Annotated in this window: 19 protein-coding genes, 1 tRNA gene and 1 pseudogene; 11 read left to right on the top strand and 10 right to left on the bottom strand. The window is 65.9% G+C overall.

Annotated features, from left to right (window positions below; translation table 11 throughout):
* Positions 1–144 precede the first annotated feature (144 nt).
* From L0C21_RS01550 to L0C21_RS01520, 7 genes are all read right to left on the bottom strand, one after another.
* Positions 145–585, bottom strand: a complete 441-nt coding sequence (locus tag L0C21_RS01550) for a Fur family transcriptional regulator (protein ID WP_259276701.1) — start codon at positions 583–585, stop codon at positions 145–147.
* 178 nt (positions 586–763) lie between these two features.
* Positions 764–1,180: a Ros/MucR family transcriptional regulator gene (locus tag L0C21_RS01545; RefSeq protein ID WP_259278782.1), complete on the bottom strand. Its 417-nt coding sequence runs from the start codon at positions 1,178–1,180 to the stop codon at positions 764–766.
* A 125-nt stretch (positions 1,181–1,305) separates the two neighbouring features.
* Complete coding sequence (gene rimI, locus L0C21_RS01540; RefSeq protein WP_259276700.1) at positions 1,306–1,782, bottom strand: ribosomal protein S18-alanine N-acetyltransferase; 477 nt, start codon at positions 1,780–1,782, stop codon at positions 1,306–1,308.
* A 9-nt stretch (positions 1,783–1,791) separates the two neighbouring features.
* Positions 1,792–2,493 (bottom strand): tRNA (adenosine(37)-N6)-threonylcarbamoyltransferase complex dimerization subunit type 1 TsaB, encoded by a 702-nt coding sequence (gene tsaB / locus L0C21_RS01535; RefSeq protein ID WP_259276699.1) that lies wholly within the window; start codon positions 2,491–2,493, stop codon positions 1,792–1,794.
* Positions 2,494–2,519: 26 nt separating this feature from the next.
* The gene (locus L0C21_RS01530) at positions 2,520–3,113 is read right to left on the bottom strand and encodes a malonic semialdehyde reductase (protein ID WP_259276698.1); all 594 of its coding nucleotides are present in this window, start codon (positions 3,111–3,113) and stop codon (positions 2,520–2,522) included.
* Positions 3,114–3,245: 132 nt separating this feature from the next.
* On the bottom strand, positions 3,246–3,806 hold the full coding sequence (locus tag L0C21_RS01525; protein ID WP_259276697.1) for a NifU family protein: 561 nt from the start codon (positions 3,804–3,806) through the stop codon (positions 3,246–3,248).
* A 266-nt stretch (positions 3,807–4,072) separates the two neighbouring features.
* On the bottom strand, positions 4,073–4,624 hold the full coding sequence (locus L0C21_RS01520; RefSeq protein ID WP_259276696.1) for an SH3 domain-containing protein: 552 nt from the start codon (positions 4,622–4,624) through the stop codon (positions 4,073–4,075).
* A 180-nt stretch (positions 4,625–4,804) separates the two neighbouring features.
* Between L0C21_RS01520 and L0C21_RS01515 the strand changes: the two genes are divergently transcribed.
* The 3 genes from L0C21_RS01515 (at position 4,805) to L0C21_RS01505 (ending at position 9,336) form a co-directional block, all read left to right on the top strand.
* Positions 4,805–5,791 (top strand): 2-hydroxyacid dehydrogenase, encoded by a 987-nt coding sequence (locus L0C21_RS01515; protein ID WP_259276695.1) that lies wholly within the window; start codon positions 4,805–4,807, stop codon positions 5,789–5,791.
* Positions 5,792–6,170: 379 nt separating this feature from the next.
* Positions 6,171–6,815 carry a helix-turn-helix transcriptional regulator gene (locus L0C21_RS01510; RefSeq protein WP_259276694.1) on the top strand — a complete coding sequence of 215 codons (645 nt, stop codon included), beginning with the start codon at positions 6,171–6,173 and terminating at the stop codon, positions 6,813–6,815.
* 157 nt (positions 6,816–6,972) lie between these two features.
* Positions 6,973–9,336: a S8 family peptidase gene (locus tag L0C21_RS01505; protein WP_259276693.1), complete on the top strand. Its 2,364-nt coding sequence runs from the start codon at positions 6,973–6,975 to the stop codon at positions 9,334–9,336.
* A gap of 337 nt (positions 9,337–9,673) precedes the next feature.
* Here the strand turns inward: L0C21_RS01505 and hisD are convergent.
* Together hisD and hisG are read right to left on the bottom strand one after the other, a co-directional pair.
* Positions 9,674–10,965: pseudogene (hisD, locus tag L0C21_RS01500) on the bottom strand (histidinol dehydrogenase).
* A gap of 3 nt (positions 10,966–10,968) precedes the next feature.
* Positions 10,969–11,628 carry an ATP phosphoribosyltransferase gene (hisG, locus tag L0C21_RS01495; protein WP_259276692.1) on the bottom strand — a complete coding sequence of 220 codons (660 nt, stop codon included), beginning with the start codon at positions 11,626–11,628 and terminating at the stop codon, positions 10,969–10,971.
* Positions 11,629–11,872: 244 nt separating this feature from the next.
* Between hisG and infA the strand changes: the two genes are divergently transcribed.
* The 8 genes from infA (at position 11,873) to L0C21_RS01455 (ending at position 17,398) form a co-directional block, all read left to right on the top strand.
* A complete protein-coding gene (gene infA, locus L0C21_RS01490; protein WP_259276691.1) occupies positions 11,873–12,091 on the top strand; it encodes a translation initiation factor IF-1 in 219 nt (72 codons plus the stop codon).
* A gap of 1 nt (position 12,092) precedes the next feature.
* Entirely contained in the window at positions 12,093–12,665 is a 573-nt protein-coding gene (locus tag L0C21_RS01485; protein WP_259276690.1) for a Maf family protein, read from the top strand.
* Entirely contained in the window at positions 12,655–13,683 is a 1,029-nt protein-coding gene (locus L0C21_RS01480; RefSeq protein ID WP_259276689.1) for a ribonuclease E/G, read from the top strand. Before L0C21_RS01485 ends, L0C21_RS01480 begins: the two co-directional genes overlap by 11 nt.
* The gene (locus L0C21_RS01475) at positions 13,655–13,855 is read left to right on the top strand and encodes a DNA gyrase inhibitor YacG (RefSeq protein ID WP_374940214.1); all 201 of its coding nucleotides are present in this window, start codon (positions 13,655–13,657) and stop codon (positions 13,853–13,855) included. The genes L0C21_RS01480 and L0C21_RS01475 overlap by 29 nt, the downstream gene beginning before the upstream one ends.
* 18 nt (positions 13,856–13,873) lie before the next feature.
* Positions 13,874–13,949 (top strand) — tRNA-Phe (locus L0C21_RS01470).
* 176 nt (positions 13,950–14,125) lie between these two features.
* On the top strand, positions 14,126–14,860 hold the full coding sequence (locus L0C21_RS01465; RefSeq protein WP_259276688.1) for a PEP-CTERM sorting domain-containing protein: 735 nt from the start codon (positions 14,126–14,128) through the stop codon (positions 14,858–14,860).
* A gap of 182 nt (positions 14,861–15,042) precedes the next feature.
* Positions 15,043–16,188 (top strand): acyltransferase family protein, encoded by a 1,146-nt coding sequence (locus tag L0C21_RS01460; protein WP_259276687.1) that lies wholly within the window; start codon positions 15,043–15,045, stop codon positions 16,186–16,188.
* A gap of 79 nt (positions 16,189–16,267) precedes the next feature.
* Entirely contained in the window at positions 16,268–17,398 is a 1,131-nt protein-coding gene (locus tag L0C21_RS01455) for an acyltransferase family protein (protein ID WP_259276686.1), read from the top strand.
* A 347-nt stretch (positions 17,399–17,745) separates the two neighbouring features.
* Here L0C21_RS01455 and arfB read toward each other — a convergent pair whose 3' ends face one another.
* Positions 17,746–18,225 (bottom strand): alternative ribosome rescue aminoacyl-tRNA hydrolase ArfB, encoded by a 480-nt coding sequence (gene arfB, locus L0C21_RS01450; RefSeq protein WP_374940213.1) that lies wholly within the window; start codon positions 18,223–18,225, stop codon positions 17,746–17,748.
* Positions 18,226–18,361: the final 136 nt, after the last annotated feature.

Raw genomic sequence — 18,361 nt, 5'->3', positions numbered from 1 at the left:
AACCCGTCTTGTTCAGGTTAACAGACCCGTGGGGCCGTGCGCCATCGGGCGCGACCCTGGCGTTAGTTTATTGCATTTCTGGCATGATTGCCACGAAACATCCGGCAGGTTGTGTCGGCCTGTGGGCGGGCCGCCGGCCAGGCCTCAGTTGTTCTTCCGCTCGTTGCCCTGCGGGTTGATCCGCACGCCGTACAGCTCCATTCGATGGTCGACGAGGCGATAGCCCAGCCGCTCGGCGATGCGCTGCTGCAATTCCTCGATCTCGGGATCGTGGAATTCCACCACATGACCGGAATCCAGGTCGATCAGGTGGTCATGGTGCTCTTCCGGCACCGGCTCGTAGCGCGAGCGGCCATCGCGGAAGTCGTGACGCTCCAGAATGCCCGCCTCTTCGAACAGGCGCACGGTGCGATAGACCGTGGCGATGGAGATGCGCTTGTCGATGGCCGTGGCGCGACGATACACCTCCTCCACATCCGGATGGTCGTCGGCCTCGCCAAGGACGCGGGCAATCACCCGGCGCTGGTCCGTCATCCGCATGCCGCGCTCAACGCAAAGCGCCTCGATGTCGATGTTCTGTCCCATGGCCGGTACTCCTCAGCTGGAATTGGAAGACTAAAGCGAGAAGAAGGCCCTCGCAAGGGTGCAGGACGCGAGTGTGTCGTGGGGGACGACACACAAACTCACGCCATGCAATGCGAAGACCTTCTGGAAGAGGGAGGCCGGCAGGAAACCGCAGGCCTCAATACTTATTGATTATTGATTAGCCCCGCTTTTTGCGGCGGGTGCCAAGGCCGATCTTCTTCGCCAGCTGGCGACGCTGGTTGGCGTAGTTCGGCGCAACCATCGGATAATCGGCGGGCAGGTTCCACTTGGTGCGGTACTGCTCGGGCGTCATGTTGTAGTGGGTCATCAGGTGACGCTTGAGCATCTTCAGCTTTTTGCCGTCTTCCAGGCAAATGATGTAGTCGGGCTTCACCGACGAACGCACTGAAACGGCAGGTTCCTGCTTGGTTTCAACTTTAACGGGCGCACTGCCGAGGCGGGAGAGAGCATTATAAACGTTCTCGATCAGGTTCGGCAGGTCAGAAACAGCGACGGTGTTATTGGCGACGTGCGAAGAAACAATGTCTGCCGTCAGCGTCAGCAAATCGTCACCGGTGCCTGAATGTTCATTCATGGGATCATTTCCCCTTACAAGGCGCGTATCTTCAATCATAAATTTAACACCCTTCCGCGCAGCGTATGTTCTCTTTTGAAGAGAAAAACAAGGGGTTCTGTAAAAGAATTCAGCAATTTTAACTTTTAGATGCCGTTTAGAGCCAAATGCATCGTCAACGCATCGTGCAGTTCGCCATTATCTGCCCGGTAATAGCCGGGCCGGCGGCCCACGACTTCAAAGCCTCGCGAACTATACAACGCATAGGCGACAGTATTTCCTTCGCGGACCTCAAGGTACATGTGGCGCGCGCCCGCAGCGGCGCTTTGCGCGATGGCATGATCGAGAAGGCGGCCGCCAATCCCCGCGCCGCGCTGGCCGGGCAGAACGGCTATGAGCAGCAGCTCGGCCTCGTCCGCCACCTGCCGGGTGAGGGCAAAGCCGGCCGGGCGGCTGTTCTCCGGCCCGGTGAAGGCAAAGGCGGCCGTGGCGCCGGGCATGGCAAGGGCGGCGATCACCTGCTCCGGCGACCAGCGCTCGCCGAAGCGCGCATCGAAGCTGGCGTTCATCAGCTCCTCGAGCAGGTCCGGCTCGATCCGCGCGGGCGTTTCGATGCGAACCATCGCGGCGGCTCAAATGCCGGAGGGCAGAACGCCGCCCGGCAGGCGGGCATCGTGCGGGCGCACGTAAAGGGCGTGGGGCGGCTGGGCAAAGCCCGGCAGGCGGGAAAGGCGGGCCACGTGGGCGGCGTCGGTCCACTCGGGCGCGCTGGCGGGCAGGGTCCCTCCGCTCGCCTCATGCACCAGCGCAGCGCCTGAGCCCGTGCCGAGCGCGCAGCCGTGCGCGCGGGCAAGGGCGGCGGCCTCCGCCGGCGTCAGCGCCTCCGGCTCGGTCAGCGCTTCCAGCGTGTCCCCGGCCTTGCGAAAAACCTGGGCGTAGACCTGCCCCCGGCTGGCGTCGATGGCGGCGAGGAACGGCCGCTCCCCAAGGGCCCCCGCGTTCTCGCCGTGCCCGGCAAGGGCCAGCGCGGCGAGCGAGGAGACGCCGTGGCACGGCACGCCCCACGCCAGGCCGAAGGCGCGGGCGGCGGCAAGGCCCACCCGGATGCCGGTGAAGCTGCCCGGCCCCTGGGCAACGGCGATGGCGGTGATCCGGCCGGGCTCCACGCCCGCATCGGCCAGCAGGTCGCCCACCATGGGCACCAGCCGCTCCGCATGGCCCCGGGCGATCAGCTCGAACCGCTGGGCGAGAACGGCGCCGTCCTCTCCCACAAGCGCGGCGGAGCATCCCGACAGCGCCGTATCAAGGCCAAGGGTCAGGGAGCCAGAGGTCATGGGGCGGGCCTTGTCTTGCGTGAGGGTTAGAGGATCTTGCAGGCGTCTTCGAACGACAGGCGCGGCAGGCGCGGGTGCAGGGCGTCGTCGTCGCCATAGCCAAGGGCGACGAGGAAGTTGGCCTTGATGGTGGTGCCCGCGAAGAAGGCGGCGTTCACCTTGTCGGGCTCGAAGCCCGACATCGGCCCGCAGTCCAGCCCCAGCGCGCGGGCGGCCATGATGAGATAGGCCCCCTGGAGGGAGGAGTTGCGAAAGGCGGTCGCCTCGGCCAGCGCCGGGTTGCCCGCGAACAGGTCGCGCGCCGTGGGCGAGGGCGGAAACAGCTCGGGCAGCTTCTCGTAGAAGGCCGTGTCCTCGCCGATGATGGCAACGGCGCCTGCGGTGCGGATGCGCTCCATATTGCCGGGGCTCGCGCATTCGGCGAGCCGGTCGCGCGCCTTCTGGCTGTGGGCAAAGACGATGCGCGCCGGGCTGCTGTTCATGGAGGTGGGGGCCATCCGCATCAGATCATAGATGGCGCGCAGCTGCACGTCCGTCACCGGCTTGTCGAGCCACGCGCGCGGCGTACGCGCGTTGCGGAACAGGGTGTCCAGGCTGCGGTCGCTGATGATCTCGCCCATAGCTGCGCTCCTTCCCGGCAATACTGAAAGCTACATCAAGAAAGCATTACGCCCGTATCGGGCACCGTATTGGGCCGATGACGGGCGCAAGTAAAGCTTTTCACGGAAATCGGAGAAGATAGACCGGGCGACTTAAACCGCCCGCACTTCCGTTACTTCCGGCACATAGTGTCGCAGCAGCGATTCAATGCCGTTCTTCAGCGTCATGGTCGAAGACGGGCAGCCGGAGCAGGCCCCCTGCATCCGCAGGTAAACGACGCCGTTGCGAAAGCCCCGGTAGATGATGTCGCCGCCATCCCGCGCCACGGCGGGGCGGACCTTGGTGTCGATGAGGTCGCGGATCTGGACGATGATGTCCTCATCGGCCGGGTCGTCGCCTTCCACCAGGCCCTCTTCCTCGGGCTGCTCGAACATCAGCGGCGCGCCGCTGGTGAAATGCTGCATGATGAGGCTGAGAACCTGCGGCTTCAGCTCCGTCCAGTCGGCCGCGCCTTCCGCCTTGGTGACGGCGATGAAATCCGCGCCGAAGAACACCCCGGTCACGTCCGGCAGCGCGAACAGGGCCGAGGCCAGGGGCGAACGCTCCGCCGTTTCGGGGTCGGGGAAGTCCACGGTGCCGCTGGCGCTCACGGTCCGCCCTGGCAGGAACTTCAGGGTCGCCGGGTTGGGCGTGCGCTCGGTCTGGATAAACATCGGGTCAACTCCTCGTCTTGCGCCGGATGTGGCGATCGGGCCGGGCCGCGTCAAGAGAGGCAGGCGAAGCGCCGCAGTTTTGTGCGGGTTCGGTGGGGTTTTCCCTGGTTTTCTTTTCGCAAGGAGACTTGTTCTCCCTGCATCCCCCTTCGTTTTAAGCGGCCGCACCCTTCAATAAGCGCCGAGCCAATGGCCGGGTTCGCCCCGATAAAACGAATGGGGATCTATAACCCCCTTTTTCATCCTTTTGCTTGTGCGCCTTGACCTCAGTCGATCGTCTCGCGCGGGTAGACGCCCCAGATCTCGTTGCGGCGAATCCAGCCGGTGCGCCCGCCGATGTTGAGCTGGCACCAGTCTTCCTCGCACAGCACGATCTTGGCGACGACGCCCGGCTCCACCCGCCACACCGCGGCCGAGCCGGATTCGGGGCGCGCGTAAAGGGTGCGGACCTGCGCCGTCACGTAGGCCGTGCGTTCGTTGGAGAGCAGGTGGCGGTTCACCCAGCCCTCGACGCCCTCCACATCGCGGATGCGCCGCCAGACGCCGTATTCCTGAATAATCTCGACCGGCAGGCCGCGCCGCTTATAGACCCAGGCGATGGGATAGCGCCGGTCCGGCCCGGTCCGCAGGTTCACCTCGCTTGCTCCCAGCGACACGAAGCGCGGCAGGGGCAGCCCGGTCTCGCTGGCCTTGGCGCCGTCCTCGTCCCCGGCCGTTCCTTGCGCGGCGGCCGGGGCCGCCTGGACGGCAAGCCCGAAGGCAACCGTCAGGCCCAGCAGTCCGGCGGGCAGGAGGGAAGGGTTTGGCCGTTTGAACATCGCGTGGTCACCTTATGGTACGCTTGTCAGGGTGAATCCGGTTGCCGTGGCGGCGGCAGAGCATTGCGCCGCCCGCCGCCACAGGGCAAGACCATACAGGCAGGCCGCAGATGATGCGACCCTTGACCGTTTCTTCGCAAACGGCATAGCTGAAACCGGGCTGATCGAACAGGGCATGCCATGACCAAGAAGCGTCCGAAAGTCATTGTCACGCGCCGCCTGCCGGAAGCGGTGGAAACCCGCATGGCCGAGCTGTTTGACGTGACCCTCAACCTGGATGACAGGCCGTTCGACCGCGCGGCGCTCGCCGAGGCGATGGCGGAGGCGGACGTGCTGGTGCCAACGCTCACCGACGAGGTGGACGCGGACCTGATCGCGGGCTCCGGGCCGAATCTGAAGCTCATCGCCAACTTCGGCAACGGCATCGACCACGTGGACCTGGGCGCGGCCCGCGCCAAGGGCATCATCGTCACCAACACGCCGGGCGTGTTGACGGACGACACGGCGGACATGGCGATGGCGCTTATCCTTGCCGTGCCGCGCCGCCTCGCCGAGGGGCAGAAGCTGCTGCGCTCGGGCGAGTGGAAGGGCTGGTCCCCCACCATGCTGCTGGGCCACCGCATCCACGGCAAGCGCATCGGCATCGTCGGCATGGGCCGCATCGGCCAGGCCATCGCCCAGCGCGCCCGCGCCTTCGGCATGGCCGTGCACTACCACAACCGCCGCCGCCTGCCCGAGGCGGTGGAGCGCACGGTGGAAGCCACCTACTGGCCGCGGCTCGAAGCCATGCTGAGCCGGGTGGACATCATTTCCATCAATTGCCCGCACACGCCCGAGACGCACCACCTGTTCAACGCGGAGCGCATCGCCCTGATGCAGCGCCACGCCTTCCTCATCAACACCGCGCGCGGCGAGATCGTGGACGAGCCCGCGCTGGTGGACGCGCTGGAGCGGGGGTGCATCGCCGGTGCGGGGCTGGACGTGTTCGAGCACGAGCCCGCCATTCACCCCAAGCTCTTGGAGCTGCCCAACGTGGTGCTGCTGCCGCACATGAGCTCGGCCACCATCGAGGGGCGGCTGGCCATGGGCGAGAAGGTGATCCGCAACATCAAGGTGTGGAGCGACGGCCACCGCCCTCCCGACCAGGTGCTGGAGGGCTGGGCCTGAGCCCCCGTTTCTTCTCTCCCTGCCCGAATCCGTTGTAATGCACCGCGAACGCGGCGCGCCGCCCAATGCCTTGCGCGCAGCGGGCGAGCGGGGCTTGGCGTCGGCTCCCTCCGGTTGCGAAGGCCCCGCCGGGAAATTTTCTGGCGGGTGCCACCTTTTGTCGCTTTAAACGTTATGTCTACGAGCTTTTGGGGAATTTTCGTGAATCTACCGACTGTTCGGCCTAAGTAGGCAAGGCCGCCTATTAAATTAGATCTTTAACAGTCGGACGAGACGCCCCAATATCCCGCGCTGTTTCGGCCGGCCCTGTTACGAACGGCAGCTTCGCCGTAGGGCGGTTCGAAAGGCGTTTTAGTAACTGATGTATGGGAACGTGCGTATGGATATGGATCAGGATTTCCGCTCAGGGCTCCGTTCGGGCGATTATCGGGACGCTTTGATCGTCGCGTCGGAGGACTGGCTGGTCAGGGAGGCGGTGAGCCGTATCCTCGGCGCGGCGTTTCCCGGCGTGACGGTTGACAGCCTGCCCACCACGCCGCCCCCCGGTCCTAATGGCATGCCCATCATCTGCGGCATCCGCCTTCTGGCGGATGCGCCGGCTGCGGCAGCGGCGGGCTTTGCCAGCGGCAATCCCTGGGCCGTTCTGCTGGCGGACATGCGACAGGCCTCCGAAATTGAAATTCCGGCAGCCGAGGCGCGCATCCTGACCGAATGGCGCAACCGGCCGGATCTTATCATCGCCGCCGTGGGCGAGCAGCTCCGCAGCCGCCAGGCGACTCGCGCCGGCGCGGGCGGCGGCCGACGCAACCCGGCGCTGCGCCTGCTTACCCGCCGCCAGCTGGAGGTGGTGCGCCTCATCGCGCAGGGCAAGCCCAACGCCGAGATCGCCACCACGCTCGGCATGTCGGAGAACACGGTTCGCATCCATGTCTCGGCCATCCTGAAGACGCTGGGCCTTGCCAACCGCACCCAGGCCGCGCTGTGGGCGACACAAAATCTCATGTCGGAATCGTCGGCCGGATAAACTTTGGCAATAACTGCGTTTTACCTTCGGAGCCAACGGAGGCGTGACAGGCGGATATCTGCCCTGTCACGCCCGCAGGCAACGGGAAGGGGTGAGGCGTGGTGGAACGGCGTTGGTGGCGTAGTGCCATTTTACTGACGACAACACTCTTATCAGCATGCGGTGGCGGTGGTGGCGGCGGATCGCCCGCGCCCCAGCCGCCGCCCCCTTCGGGGCCGGAGCCCAGCCCCGCGCCGGACCCGACGCCCGAGCCCATTCCCCCGAAACCTTCGATACCGCCGAATATCGCCGCAACTGGGGGCTGGCGCGCATCGACCCCATTCCCGCCTACAGCAACTACGCCACCGGCAGTGGCGTGACCGTGGGGGTGATCGACTCCGGCATCGACACGGGCAACACGGAATTCGCAGGCCGTATCCACGCGGCCAGCCGCGACGTGGCGGATACCCGCACCATCCAGGACGAATACGGCCACGGCACCTGGGTTGCCGCCATCATCGGCGCGGCGCGCGACAACGCGGGAATGCATGGCGTTGCCTACGAGTCGACCCTGCTGGTCGCCCGGGCGGATTCGCCCGGCAGCTGCGCCGATGGCGACTGTTCTTTCCCCGATACCGCCATCGCGGCGGGGCTGGATCTCGCCCGCGCCAACGACGCCCGCGTCGTCAACATCTCGCTGGGCGGGGCAGGGACCAGCCTGCAGCTGAACGATGCCGTCAGCCGGACCACGGCCGAGGGCACGATCATCGTCCTGTCCGCCGGCAACGAGGGACAGTCCGATCCCGGCGACATGGCGCAGATTGCCCGGTCCTCCGCGGCGCGGGGGCTGGTCATCATCGCCGGGTCGGTGGATGAGAACAACGTCATCTCAGACTTCAGCAACCGGGCCGGCATTGCCCGCGACGTGTTCGTCGTCGCGCCCGGCGAGCGCATCTACGTGCCGGATATCGGCGGCCAGCCCGTGCTGGTCAGCGGCACCTCGGCGGCGGCCCCGCACGTCACCGGGGCCATCGCGCTTCTGGCCGATGCCTTTCCCAACCTGTCGGCGGCGGATCTGGTGGATCTCCTCTACCGCACCACGACGGACCTCGGCGCGCCGGGCATTGATGCGATCTACGGCCGGGGGCTCATCAACATCGGCCGCGCGTTCGAGCCGCAGGGGGAAACCTCGCTGGCCGGAAGCGATGCGCCGGTGATGCTGACGGCGGCCAACGTCTCGCTGGGCAGCGCCTTCGGCGACGGCGGAGAGCTGGGCGCGGCGCTGTCAAACACGGTTGTGCTGGACATGTACGACCGCGCCTACGCCGTTGATCTCAGCCCCACGGTGCGCGCCTCCTCGCCCGGCCTCGGGTTGGTCTATCGCCTGGCGCTTCAGAACCGCCGCAGCGCGGGCACGCTCGGCAACGACAAGGCGGCGCTCTCCTTCGCCGGCGTTCGCGTGCCCGAGGCCGCCGTGTGGAACCGGCTCGGCATGGCCGACGATACGCTCGCCTTCCAGCGCCAGCCGGGTGCGGATGGCTGGCTCAGCCTCAACCTTGCCCAGGGCCGCCGCCTCGCCTTCGGCTATGGCCGCAGCGCGGAGGACCTGCTCTCCGCCGTTGGCGGCGAAAGCGAAGCGGAGATGCCCTTCCTCTCCTACGGCAGCCGCGTGGGCGAGAGCCTTGGCGTTGCCGCCGAGCCGCCCGTCACCACCGCCGCCAGCGTTCCCCTTGGCCAATGGCGCTGGAGCATGGCCGCCAGCCGCACCGAGCTGGACCGGGGCGCGCGCGCCAGCCCACTGGTGGCCGACGGCCGGGCGCGGATCAATACCCTGAAAAGCCTGCTCACCCGGCCGATGGCATGGGGCGAACTCGGCCTCTCCTTCGGCTGGATGGAGGAGACCGGCAGCGTGCTCGGCGCGCGCAGCGCCGGGGCCTTCGGCTTCAAGGCGGGCGCGCGCACGGCAAGCATGGGCCTCAGTGCGCTCATCGATCTGGGCCCCCGCTGGAGCCTTACCGCCGATGCCGCCATGGGCCGCACCCGGCTGGACACCGCCCAGGGCGCGCTTCTCACACCCGATGGCGACGTGTGGACCAGTAGCTGGAAATTCAGCCTCACCGGCAACGATGTCTGGCGACCGGGGGACAGCTTTGGCTTCCTCCTCGCCCAGCCGCTGCGCGTCGAGAAGGCCATGGCCAACATCGCCCTGCCTGCCGCCTACTCTTATGATTCAGGCGTCACCGCATACCGCTCAACCCGCGTCAACCTCGCCCCCCACCGGGCGGGAAATCGACCTGGAGGCCGTCTACGCCCTGCCGCTGGCGGAGAGGGCAAACATGGCCGTCCACGGCTTCCACCGCTTCGATGCCGGCCACGGCGCAGCCGGGCAGGACGATACGGGGCTCGTGCTGCGGTTCACCTTGCGGCGCTGATTGTTATGGGTGTTTTGGGTTCTTGCGGAGGGTCTCGGACCCTCTGCACTCCCTTTCGTTTTTCGGGCCGTGCGAGCGGGACGGGGTGCGGGCTTTTCCTTTGGAAGTGAAAGGGCCGTGCGTGCCATGTCCCGCCGCGAGTCCTGAAGGGCGCGGTCGTATCATCAAAGCCTTCGGTTGTTGGCACGAAACCAAACGGGGCGAGACCATGGACTGGCATGGCCCGTAAAGCCCCGTAGAGGCACCTTACAGCGCGATTTTGGGGGTGTCCGCTACCACCCTAGCTGAGATAGGCAAAAACCTCTCAATGAACGTTTAAATCCCATTAGCGGCGATTTGCTTATTTGGATAAAATTTTGGAGAACATTTATCCAAATAAGCGCCGAAACCACGGCCCGATAGACGAATGGGGGTGAAGGGGGTCCGAGACCCCCTTCAATCAAAACCCTATTCCCCCAACCGTACAGACACCGACCGTGCGTGGGCGGGCAGGCCTTCTGCCGTGGCGAGACTCACGGCGGAGGGGCCGATGGCCTTGAGGCCGTCTTCGCTGCACGAGAGGAAGGTGGTGCGCTTCATGAAGTCGGTGACCGAAAGCCCCGAGGAGAAGCGGGCGCGCCGCCCGGTGGGCAGCACGTGGTTGGGGCCGCCGAGGTAGTCGCCGATGGCCTCGGGCGTCAGGCGGCCCATGAACACGGAGCCGGCGTGGCGCACCTTCGCCATGAGGGCGGCGGGGTTGGCGACAGCCAGTTCCAGGTGTTCGGGCGCGAGCCGGTCGATGAGCGGCGGCGCGTCCTCCAGCTTGTCGACGAGGATGACCGCGCCGAAGCGGTTCCAGCTCTGGCGCGCCACGTTGGCGCTGGCGAGCGTGGGGATGGTGGCCTCCACCGCTTCGATGACGGCATCCGCGAAGGCGGCGTCATCGGTGATGAGGATGGACTGGGCGGTGACATCATGCTCGGCCTGGCTGAGCAGGTCCGCCGCGATGTGGAGGGGGTTGTTGGCGCCGTCCGCCACCACGAGGATTTCGGAGGGCCCGGCGATCATGTCGATGCCGACGAGGCCGAACACCTGGCGCTTGGCCTCCGCCACGAAGGCGTTGCCGGGGCCGACGATCTTGTCGACCGGGCGGATGCTCTTGGTGCCGTAGGCGAGCGCGGCTACCGCCTGCGCGCCGCCGATGCGGTAGATTTCATCAACGCCCGCAAGGTCCGCCGCGGCCAGCACCAACGGGTTGAGGCGTCCATCCGGCGTTGGCGTCACCATGACAAGGCGCTGGACGCCCGCCACCTTCGCCGGCACGGCGTTCATCAGCACCGACGACGGATAGCTGGCGAGCCCCCCGGCACATAAAGGCCGACGGCATCGATGGCGGACCAGCGGAACCCGGCGGTCACGCCCGCCGCATCCGTCACCTGCTTGTCTTCCGGCTTTTGAATCGCGTGGAAGGCGGCGATGCGCTCGGCGGCCAGCTTGAGGGCGGCCAGCACCTCGGGCTCGCAGGCGGCAATGGCCGCCTCGATTTCCTCGCGCGTTACCTGAAGGCCGGTTTTCCGCAGGTCGATGCGGTCGAATTTCTTCGTGTAGTCGATGAGGGCTTCGTCGCCCCGGTCGCGCACGTCCTTGAGGAGGGCGGTCACCACGTCGCGCACGTCGGTCGGGGCTTCGCGCCGGTCTTCCACCAGCGCGGTGAAGGCGGCCTCGAAGCCGGGCTCGCGGACATCCAGACGCAACGTCATACCTTACTGCTCCTCCACCAGCGCGCGGATCTTCTCGATCCACGGCATCAACTCCGGCCCGCGCGTCTTGAAGGCTGCGCGGTTGACGATGAGGCGCGAGCTGACCTCGGCCACCGTCTCCACTTCCATGAGGCCGTTTTCCACCAGCGTACGGCCCGTCGAGACCAGATCGACGATGCGGCGGCACAGGCCGAGCGTCGGAGCCAGCTCCATCGCGCCGTTCAGCTTGATGCATTCGGCCTGCACGCCCTTGGCCGCGAAATAGCGGCGGGTGACATTGGGGTATTTCGTAGCGACGCGAATGTGGCTCCAGGTGCGCGGGTCGTCCTCGCGGCTGAGGTCGGCCAGCTCGGCCACCGACAGGCGGCACTTGCCGATCTTCAGGTCCACCGGCGCGTAGATTTCCGGGTAATCAAATTCCATCAGCACATCGTTGCCGGCAACGCCCAGCTGCGCCGCGCCGAAGGCCACGAACGTCGCCACATCGAACGAGCGCACGCGGATGATGGAAAGGCCGGGAATATTGGTGGCGAAATGGAGCGCCCGGCTGCTGTCGTCATGGAAGGCGGCTTCCGGCTCGATTCCGGCGGCGCGCAGCAGCGGCATCACTTCCTTCAGGATGCGGCCCTTGGGCAGGGCCATGACCAGTCCTTCGGTCGTCATTTCTTCATCCTATCCAATATCCGGCCCAGTATCCGGCGGCCTGTTCATAAGGCGACCGCCTGCTTACGTCCATGCCGTAACCGGTCAATACGCGGCATTATTCGCGCCTGCAGTCCGTGCAACCCAAGGGCAACACCGGCGTCATATGCGAGATGTTTTTGCGAAGCTTGCGCTTCCTCTTGCATTTAATGCGCTAATGCATCATCTGACCGCCATTTCGGAGCCAAACTGCCAGGACAAGCGAATGGCAAAGGAAGAATTGATTGAAATGCGGGGGCAGGTTGTCGAACTGCTTCCCAACGCCATGTTCCGCGTCAAGCTAGAGAACGGCCATGAGGTTCTCGGCCACACCGCCGGCAAGATGCGGAAGAACCGCATCCGCGTTCTGGTGGGCGACGAGGTGCTCATGGAACTGACGCCCTACGACCTGACCAAGGGTCGCGTCACGTATCGCTTTAAATAACGTGGCCTTCATCCTCGCCTCCGCCAGCCCGCGCCGCCTCGATTTGCTGGCGCAGCTGGGCCTCCGGCCGGACCACGTTGTCCCCAGCGACATCGACGAGACGGCGCAAAAGGGCGAGCTGCCGCGTCCCTATGCCGCCCGCCTGGCCCGCGAAAAAGCGGAGGCGGTGGCAAGCCTTCATCCCCAATCCATCGTGCTGGCCGCCGATACGGTGGTGGCCGTCGGCCGGCGCATCCTGCCCAAGGCGGAAACGGAAGCCGAAGCGCGCGCCTGCCTCAGGCTGCTCTCCGGGCGGCGGCACCATGTCTACACCGCCATCGCGGTCATCGACGCCAGCGGCCAGCGGCGCGAGCGGGTGTCGGATACCGTCGTTACCGTCAAGCGGCTGGCGGACGATGAGATCGATGCCTACATCCGCTCCGGCGAGTGGCACGGCAAGGCGGGGGGCTATGCCATCCAGGGCCGGTTCGCGGCCTACGTGCGGGCGATGTCCGGCTCCTATTCGGGCGTCGTCGGCCTGCCGCTTTACGAGGCGAACGCGCTGCTGACCGCCAGTGGTCTAAATGCCGGGTGAGTGGCTGATCGAGGCGCTGCCGGGCGAACGGCGCGCCGTGCTTGTCGAGGGCGATACCCTTCTTGAACTCCGCTTGATTCGGGATGAAACCGACCCGGTGCAAACCGGGGCCGTGTTCGGCGCGCGCCTGCGCCGCAAGGCGGGGCCGAACCGCGCCGTTGTTGATCTGGGCGCCGGTGTGGGTGGCGGCGTCGAGGCTTATCTCCAGCCCGTGCCGCCGGCCTTGAGCGAGGGACAGTTGCTGGCGGTGGAAATCACGCGCCCCGCGCTGCCGGAACCCGGCAAGATGAAACCGGCCCATGCCCGCCCGGCGCTTGGCGCAACTGCCAGCGCGCCGGGGCTCATCACCCCTGCGCCCGAGTGGGTGCCTTCGGGCGCGCCCGTGCGCCGGGTGGAGCGCCTGCCTGCCGAACTGGGCGTGGACGAGGCGCTGGATGCGGCGGTCTCCGGCGAGGTTTCCTTCCCCGGCGGCTTGCTCACGCTGGAGCGCACCCGCGCCGGGCTGGTGATCGACGTGGACGGCACGGGGCGGGCTCTTGATATCAACGTAGCGGCGGCGAAGGCCGTCGCGCGGCTCTTGCGGCTCTACGCCATCGGCGGGCCGGTGATGATCGATTTTCTGGGAAGCGACGCCAAGGCGGACCGGGTGGCAGTGGCCGAGGCGTTTGATGCCGTCGCCAAGGCCGACCCCACCCCGTTCGAGCGCACCGCCATCAACGGCTATGGCCTGATGCAGGTGATTCGCCCGCGCCCCGGCCCCTCCGTCATCGACCTCCTGTGCGGCATGCGCCGCAACCAGTGGGCGGCGGAATCGCTGGCGCTGCGCCTCATGCGCGAGGCGGTACTGGCGCGCGGCGCGGGCGTGCGGCGCATTCATGCCCCGCCGGAGGTCGCCGCCGAACTCAGCCGCTGGCCCGATCTGCTGGCCCGTGCCGAAGTGGCGGCGGGCGCGCGAATCGAGGTCTTGGCGGAGGCGGGGCTTCCGGGGTATGGGCATGTCCATGTCCAGCCCGTCTAAATGCCCCATCTGCGGCAAGCCCGCCGTTCCCCAGTTCCGTCCGTTCTGCTCGGCCCCGTGCCGGGATCGCGACCTTTTGAACTGGCTGGGGGAGGCATATAGCGTCCCCGGCCAAGTAAATGACGATGAAGCTGAAAGGCCGCTGGACAAGCCCGATCAGGATCGTCTATAGACCCGCCACCGCTTCGGCGCCCGGGTAGCTCAGTTGGTAGAGCAAGGGATTGAAAATCCCTGTGTCGGCGGTTCGATTCCGTCCCCGGGCACCACATTCTCCCCTCTGAAATCGCTGGAATTACCACGCTCTCGGGTCGGTTTGCGCGTCAGCCAACCGTCGGAATTCTTGACGCTGCTTGCCCCGCTCCACGGCTAATCCGTTGAGAATCAGCTTGGGCATGAATCTTGCGCTCTCCCTGTCTGGCGGCGGATAGAGGAGAAAATTATAATGCGAAAGCATAATACGCTCGTTGCGACTCTCGTCCTTCTTGGCTTTGCTTTGCCTGCCGGTGCGGCACCCGTCGAGCTGATCGAGAACGGCGACTTCGAAACCGGCACCTTCGCCGGCTGGACGGTCAACAACCAGGAAGACAGCGGCGGAACCTGGCTTGTCGAGACGCCCGGCATCCACCTGCCGTTGTCCGACAATCCGACGGCGGACAATCCGGCGGGCGGCTCCTTCTATGCCGTGTCCGATATGAACAATCCCGGCGCGCACGTTCTGATTCAGGATTTCACCGTTCCGTTCGATGCCACGGGCGTGGCGCTGACCTTCCAGATGTTCGTCAACGACTGGTCGAACGTCGGCCCGATCGTGGACCCCGCCGGTCTTGATTTCATGGTGGAGGACAATCAGCACGCCCGCGTCGATATCCTCACGGCGGATGCGGATGATTTTGACACGGAAGACGGCGTGATCGCCAACCTCTACCTCGACGTGGACGCGGGCGATGACCCGAACGACTATACCAGCTATGCTTTCGATCTCACCCCGTTTCTCACGCCCGGCGAAACCTATCGCCTGCGCTTTGGGCAGGCGGAAACCGAGTTCTTCCTGAACGTGGGTGTCGACAATGTGAGCATCATTGCCGATGTTGCCGCCGTGCCCGAACCGGCGGCGCTCGGTCTTTTGGGCGCGGGCCTGCTCGGCATGGCCGTCTTCCGCCGCCGCAAGGCCAACTGACGCACCAGGGCCAAGGCCGGGGCGCATGCGCTCCGGCCTTGCCGGTTCACGCTTGCCTGCCGTAACCGTTGCGGCGGAATAACGTTTTTTGTAGTATAAATGCATTGCTTACCAAGGCTTCGGCCCATGGTGCACACGGTCGTAGCGCGTGCGGAATATGCTGGGGCGCGATGCGGGAGCCTATGGCGAGCGGAGCAGTTGCAAATGACCGGTTCCTGACAAAACCGGTCTCCGTCTACCTGGACCTTGTGCGATTCCTGGCGGCGCTGTCCGTTTTGATCGGCCATGGCGTGCAGGATGGGCTGTACGACGGCGCCTATATCCTCACGACCCTGAGCCACGAAGCGGTGATGATTTTCTTCGTGCTCTCCGGGCTGGTGATCGCCGAGACATCCCTGCGGAAAGGCCGGGACGCGCAGGCATTCATTATTGCTCGGGCGGCGCGCATTTATTCCGTCGTCATTCCCGCCATCCTCCTCAGCTTCGCTCTCTATGCCCTGGCGGGCGGGCTTGGCATCAACGCGCCCGGCTGGGCGGCGGACCCCAACTTCTCATGGCTGACCGCGCTCGGCTCGCTGTTCTTTCTCAACGAAAGCTGGGGCTCGGAGATGATCCTGCCCTGGAACTCCCCCTACTGGTCGATCAGTTACGAGGTCTTCTACTACGTAATGTTCGGCTGCCTGGCGTTCGGCCGGGGCCAATGGCGCTGGCTGTCCTTCCTGCTGGTGGCTCTGCTGGCCGGGCCGCGCGTGCTCGCGCTCGCGCCGGTGTGGGCGATGGGCGTGTGGATCGCGCTTGATCCGCGCCTGCGCCTCAGGAGCCCGCTGCTCGGGCTGGCGCTGGTGGCGGCCACATGGGCGGTGGTCTTCTGGCTCGATGCCAGCCAGCTTGATGAAACCGTGCAGAACTGGCTTTACAGCGTGGTGCCCGGCTGGTGGCGGCTGTACATGTCGCAAAAACTGGTGACCGATTATCTGCTCGGCTTTCTCGTCATGGCCAATTTCATCGGCTTTCATGCCTGTGCGCCATGGTTCGCTCCGCATATGGCGCGCATTGAAGGGCCGGTGCGGTTTCTGGCGGGGTCCACCTTCTCGCTGTACCTGTTCCATCGCCCGCTGACCAAGCTGCTGGAAGCGCTGGGCGTGAGCGCGGGCGACGATGCGCTGGCCTTCACCGGGCTGCTGCTGGGGGTGGTGGCTGCCTGCTTCCTGCTGGCGGAGGTGACCGAAAAGCGCCGGAATGCGGCGCGGCGGGGTATCGCCGCGTTGTTCGAGCGCCTGTCCCATGCACGTGGGGAGGCAGTGCAGGACATAAGGCTCAAGGGCTGAGAAAAGCCGGTAGATTGCCCCGGCGCGCAACCAAACGGTCCTTGCCTCGTTCCGCTTCCAATAGGGTGCGGGCAAGCCCATGGAAAATACGCCACCAACCGCAGGCGACGGCAGGTTCCTGACCAGGCCGGTTTCGGTCTATCTGGATATCGTGCGCTTCCTTGCGGCCCTGGCCGTGCTCATCGGCCATGCCGCCGACGACGGCCTCTATCACGGCCCCTATTTCCTCTACGGCCTCGGCCATGAAGCGGTGATGGTGTTCTTCGTGCTGTCGGGGCTGGTCATCGCCTCCACCACCATACGGCCGGGGCGGTCCTTGCGCGGCTTCGTGGTGGCGCGTCTTGCCCGCGTCTACCCGGTTGTCATTCCCGCCATCCTCCTCAGCTTCGCCCTCTACGCCCTGGCGGGCTGGCTTGGCATCAACGCGCCCGGCTGGGCGGCGGACCCCAGCTTCTCATGGCTGACCGCGCTCGGCTCGCTGTTCTTTCTCAACGAAAGCTGGGGCTCGGAGATGATCCTGCCCTGGAATTTCCCCTACTGGTCCATCTGCTACGAGGTCTTCTACTACGCGATGTTCGGCTGCCTCGTGTTTGGCCGCGGGCCGTGGCGCTGGCTGTTCTTCCTGCTGGCCGCCCTGCTGGCCGGGCCGCGCGTGCTCGCGCTCGCGCCGGTGTGGGCGATGGGCGTGTGGATCGCGCTTGATCCGCGCCTGCGCCTTAAAAGCCCGCTGCTCGGGCTGGCTCTGGTGGTGGCCACATGGGCGGCCATCCTGTGGATGGGCGCGGCCGTGTGGGACGATGCGCTGAAGACCTGGCTGCACGCCACCATATCGGGCTGGTGGCGGCTGGTCTCCTCCGAGAAGATGCTGACCGACCACCTGCTGGGCCTCCTGGTGATGGCCAACTTCATCGGTTTTCATGCCTGCGCGCCGTGGTTCGCCGGGCTCATGGCCCGCATCGAACGGCCGGTCAGGGTTGCGGCGGGCTCCACCTTTTCCCTCTACCTCTTCCACCGGCCGATGACCCACTTCCTGGTGGCGGCGGGCTTCGACTCAAAGGGCAACGCGCTCGTGTTCACGGGCTTCCTGCTGCTCATCGTCACCCTGTGCTTCCTGCTGGCGGAGGTGACAGAAAAGCGCCGGGATGCGGCGCGGCGGATCATCGGGGCGCTCCTCAATCGCATCGTGCCGGCGCGGTTGACCGCCGCCTGAAGGTCGCGCCCGCTGGGTCCCATATTTTTGGCCTGTCACGAAAATTTTTGCCGTGCGTAACGAAAGCGTCGCACAACTCGGGCATTACCCGCCACGAACCAGCGAACGGTGGTTCGGGCGGTGTCCCCCTCAATCGTCCGGGTCACGCGAGATCACCTTCAAGCCGGCCGAGGTTCGGTCGGCGGTTTCTTCCGGCACACACCGGAAGCCCGGCGTGCGGGGCGGTCCTCTCCTCCGCGTGCCGGGTACCCTGCTTTCCTCCCCGGAGATGGCCTCCATCTCCCCAAGGCCCTGGCCGCGCATGTGAGCCCTCCAGCTCTCAAGCGCGGTCTTTTTTTGAGCAAGGGTCAATCGAAGCCCGGCTTGTTCTGGCGGAGTGACTTGACTGCGGATTTCTTCGCCTTGGAAGCAAGGCGGCGCTGCTTGGAGCCGTAGGTGGGCTTCGTCTCGCGGCGGACGGTGGGGCGCACCGCCGCTTCCTGTATCATCTCCACCAGCCGATTGATGGCGTCCTCCCGGTTGCGCTCCTGGCTGCGGTAGCGCTGGGCGGTGATGATGATGACGCCCTCCCGCGTCATCCGCTTGCCCGCGATCCGCACCAGCCGCTCGAACACATCGTCGGGCAGCGCGGGAGAGGCGTGCGCGTTGAAGCGGATCTGAACGGCGGTCGAGACCTTGTTGACGTTCTGCCCGCCGGGGCCGGAGGCGCGGATGAAGCTTTCCTCGATCTCGTCGTCCTCAAGGACGATGCGGCGGGTGACGGGAATCATGACGGCAACCTCGGGCTTCAGCGCAGGCCGGAAGACGCGGCCTTTGGCACACGCCAAGGATGTGCCAGCCGTTGCCGCTCGCATCAAGAGGACGATCGGGACGCGCGCGAACAACGCCCTACCTATTGCCATGACGGCTCTTGCGTCAGGCCGGGCGGCGCGGCAATGGCGATGCTGAAAAGAGACAGAATCG

Origin of the sequence: Pedomonas mirosovicensis (assembly GCF_022569295.1) — a bacterium.
Classification (GTDB): Bacteria; Pseudomonadota; Alphaproteobacteria; order Sphingomonadales; family Sphingomonadaceae; genus Pedomonas; species Pedomonas mirosovicensis.
The sequence above is the reverse complement of the archived record's forward strand: the minus strand, read 5'-3'. Positions and strand labels throughout refer to the sequence as shown.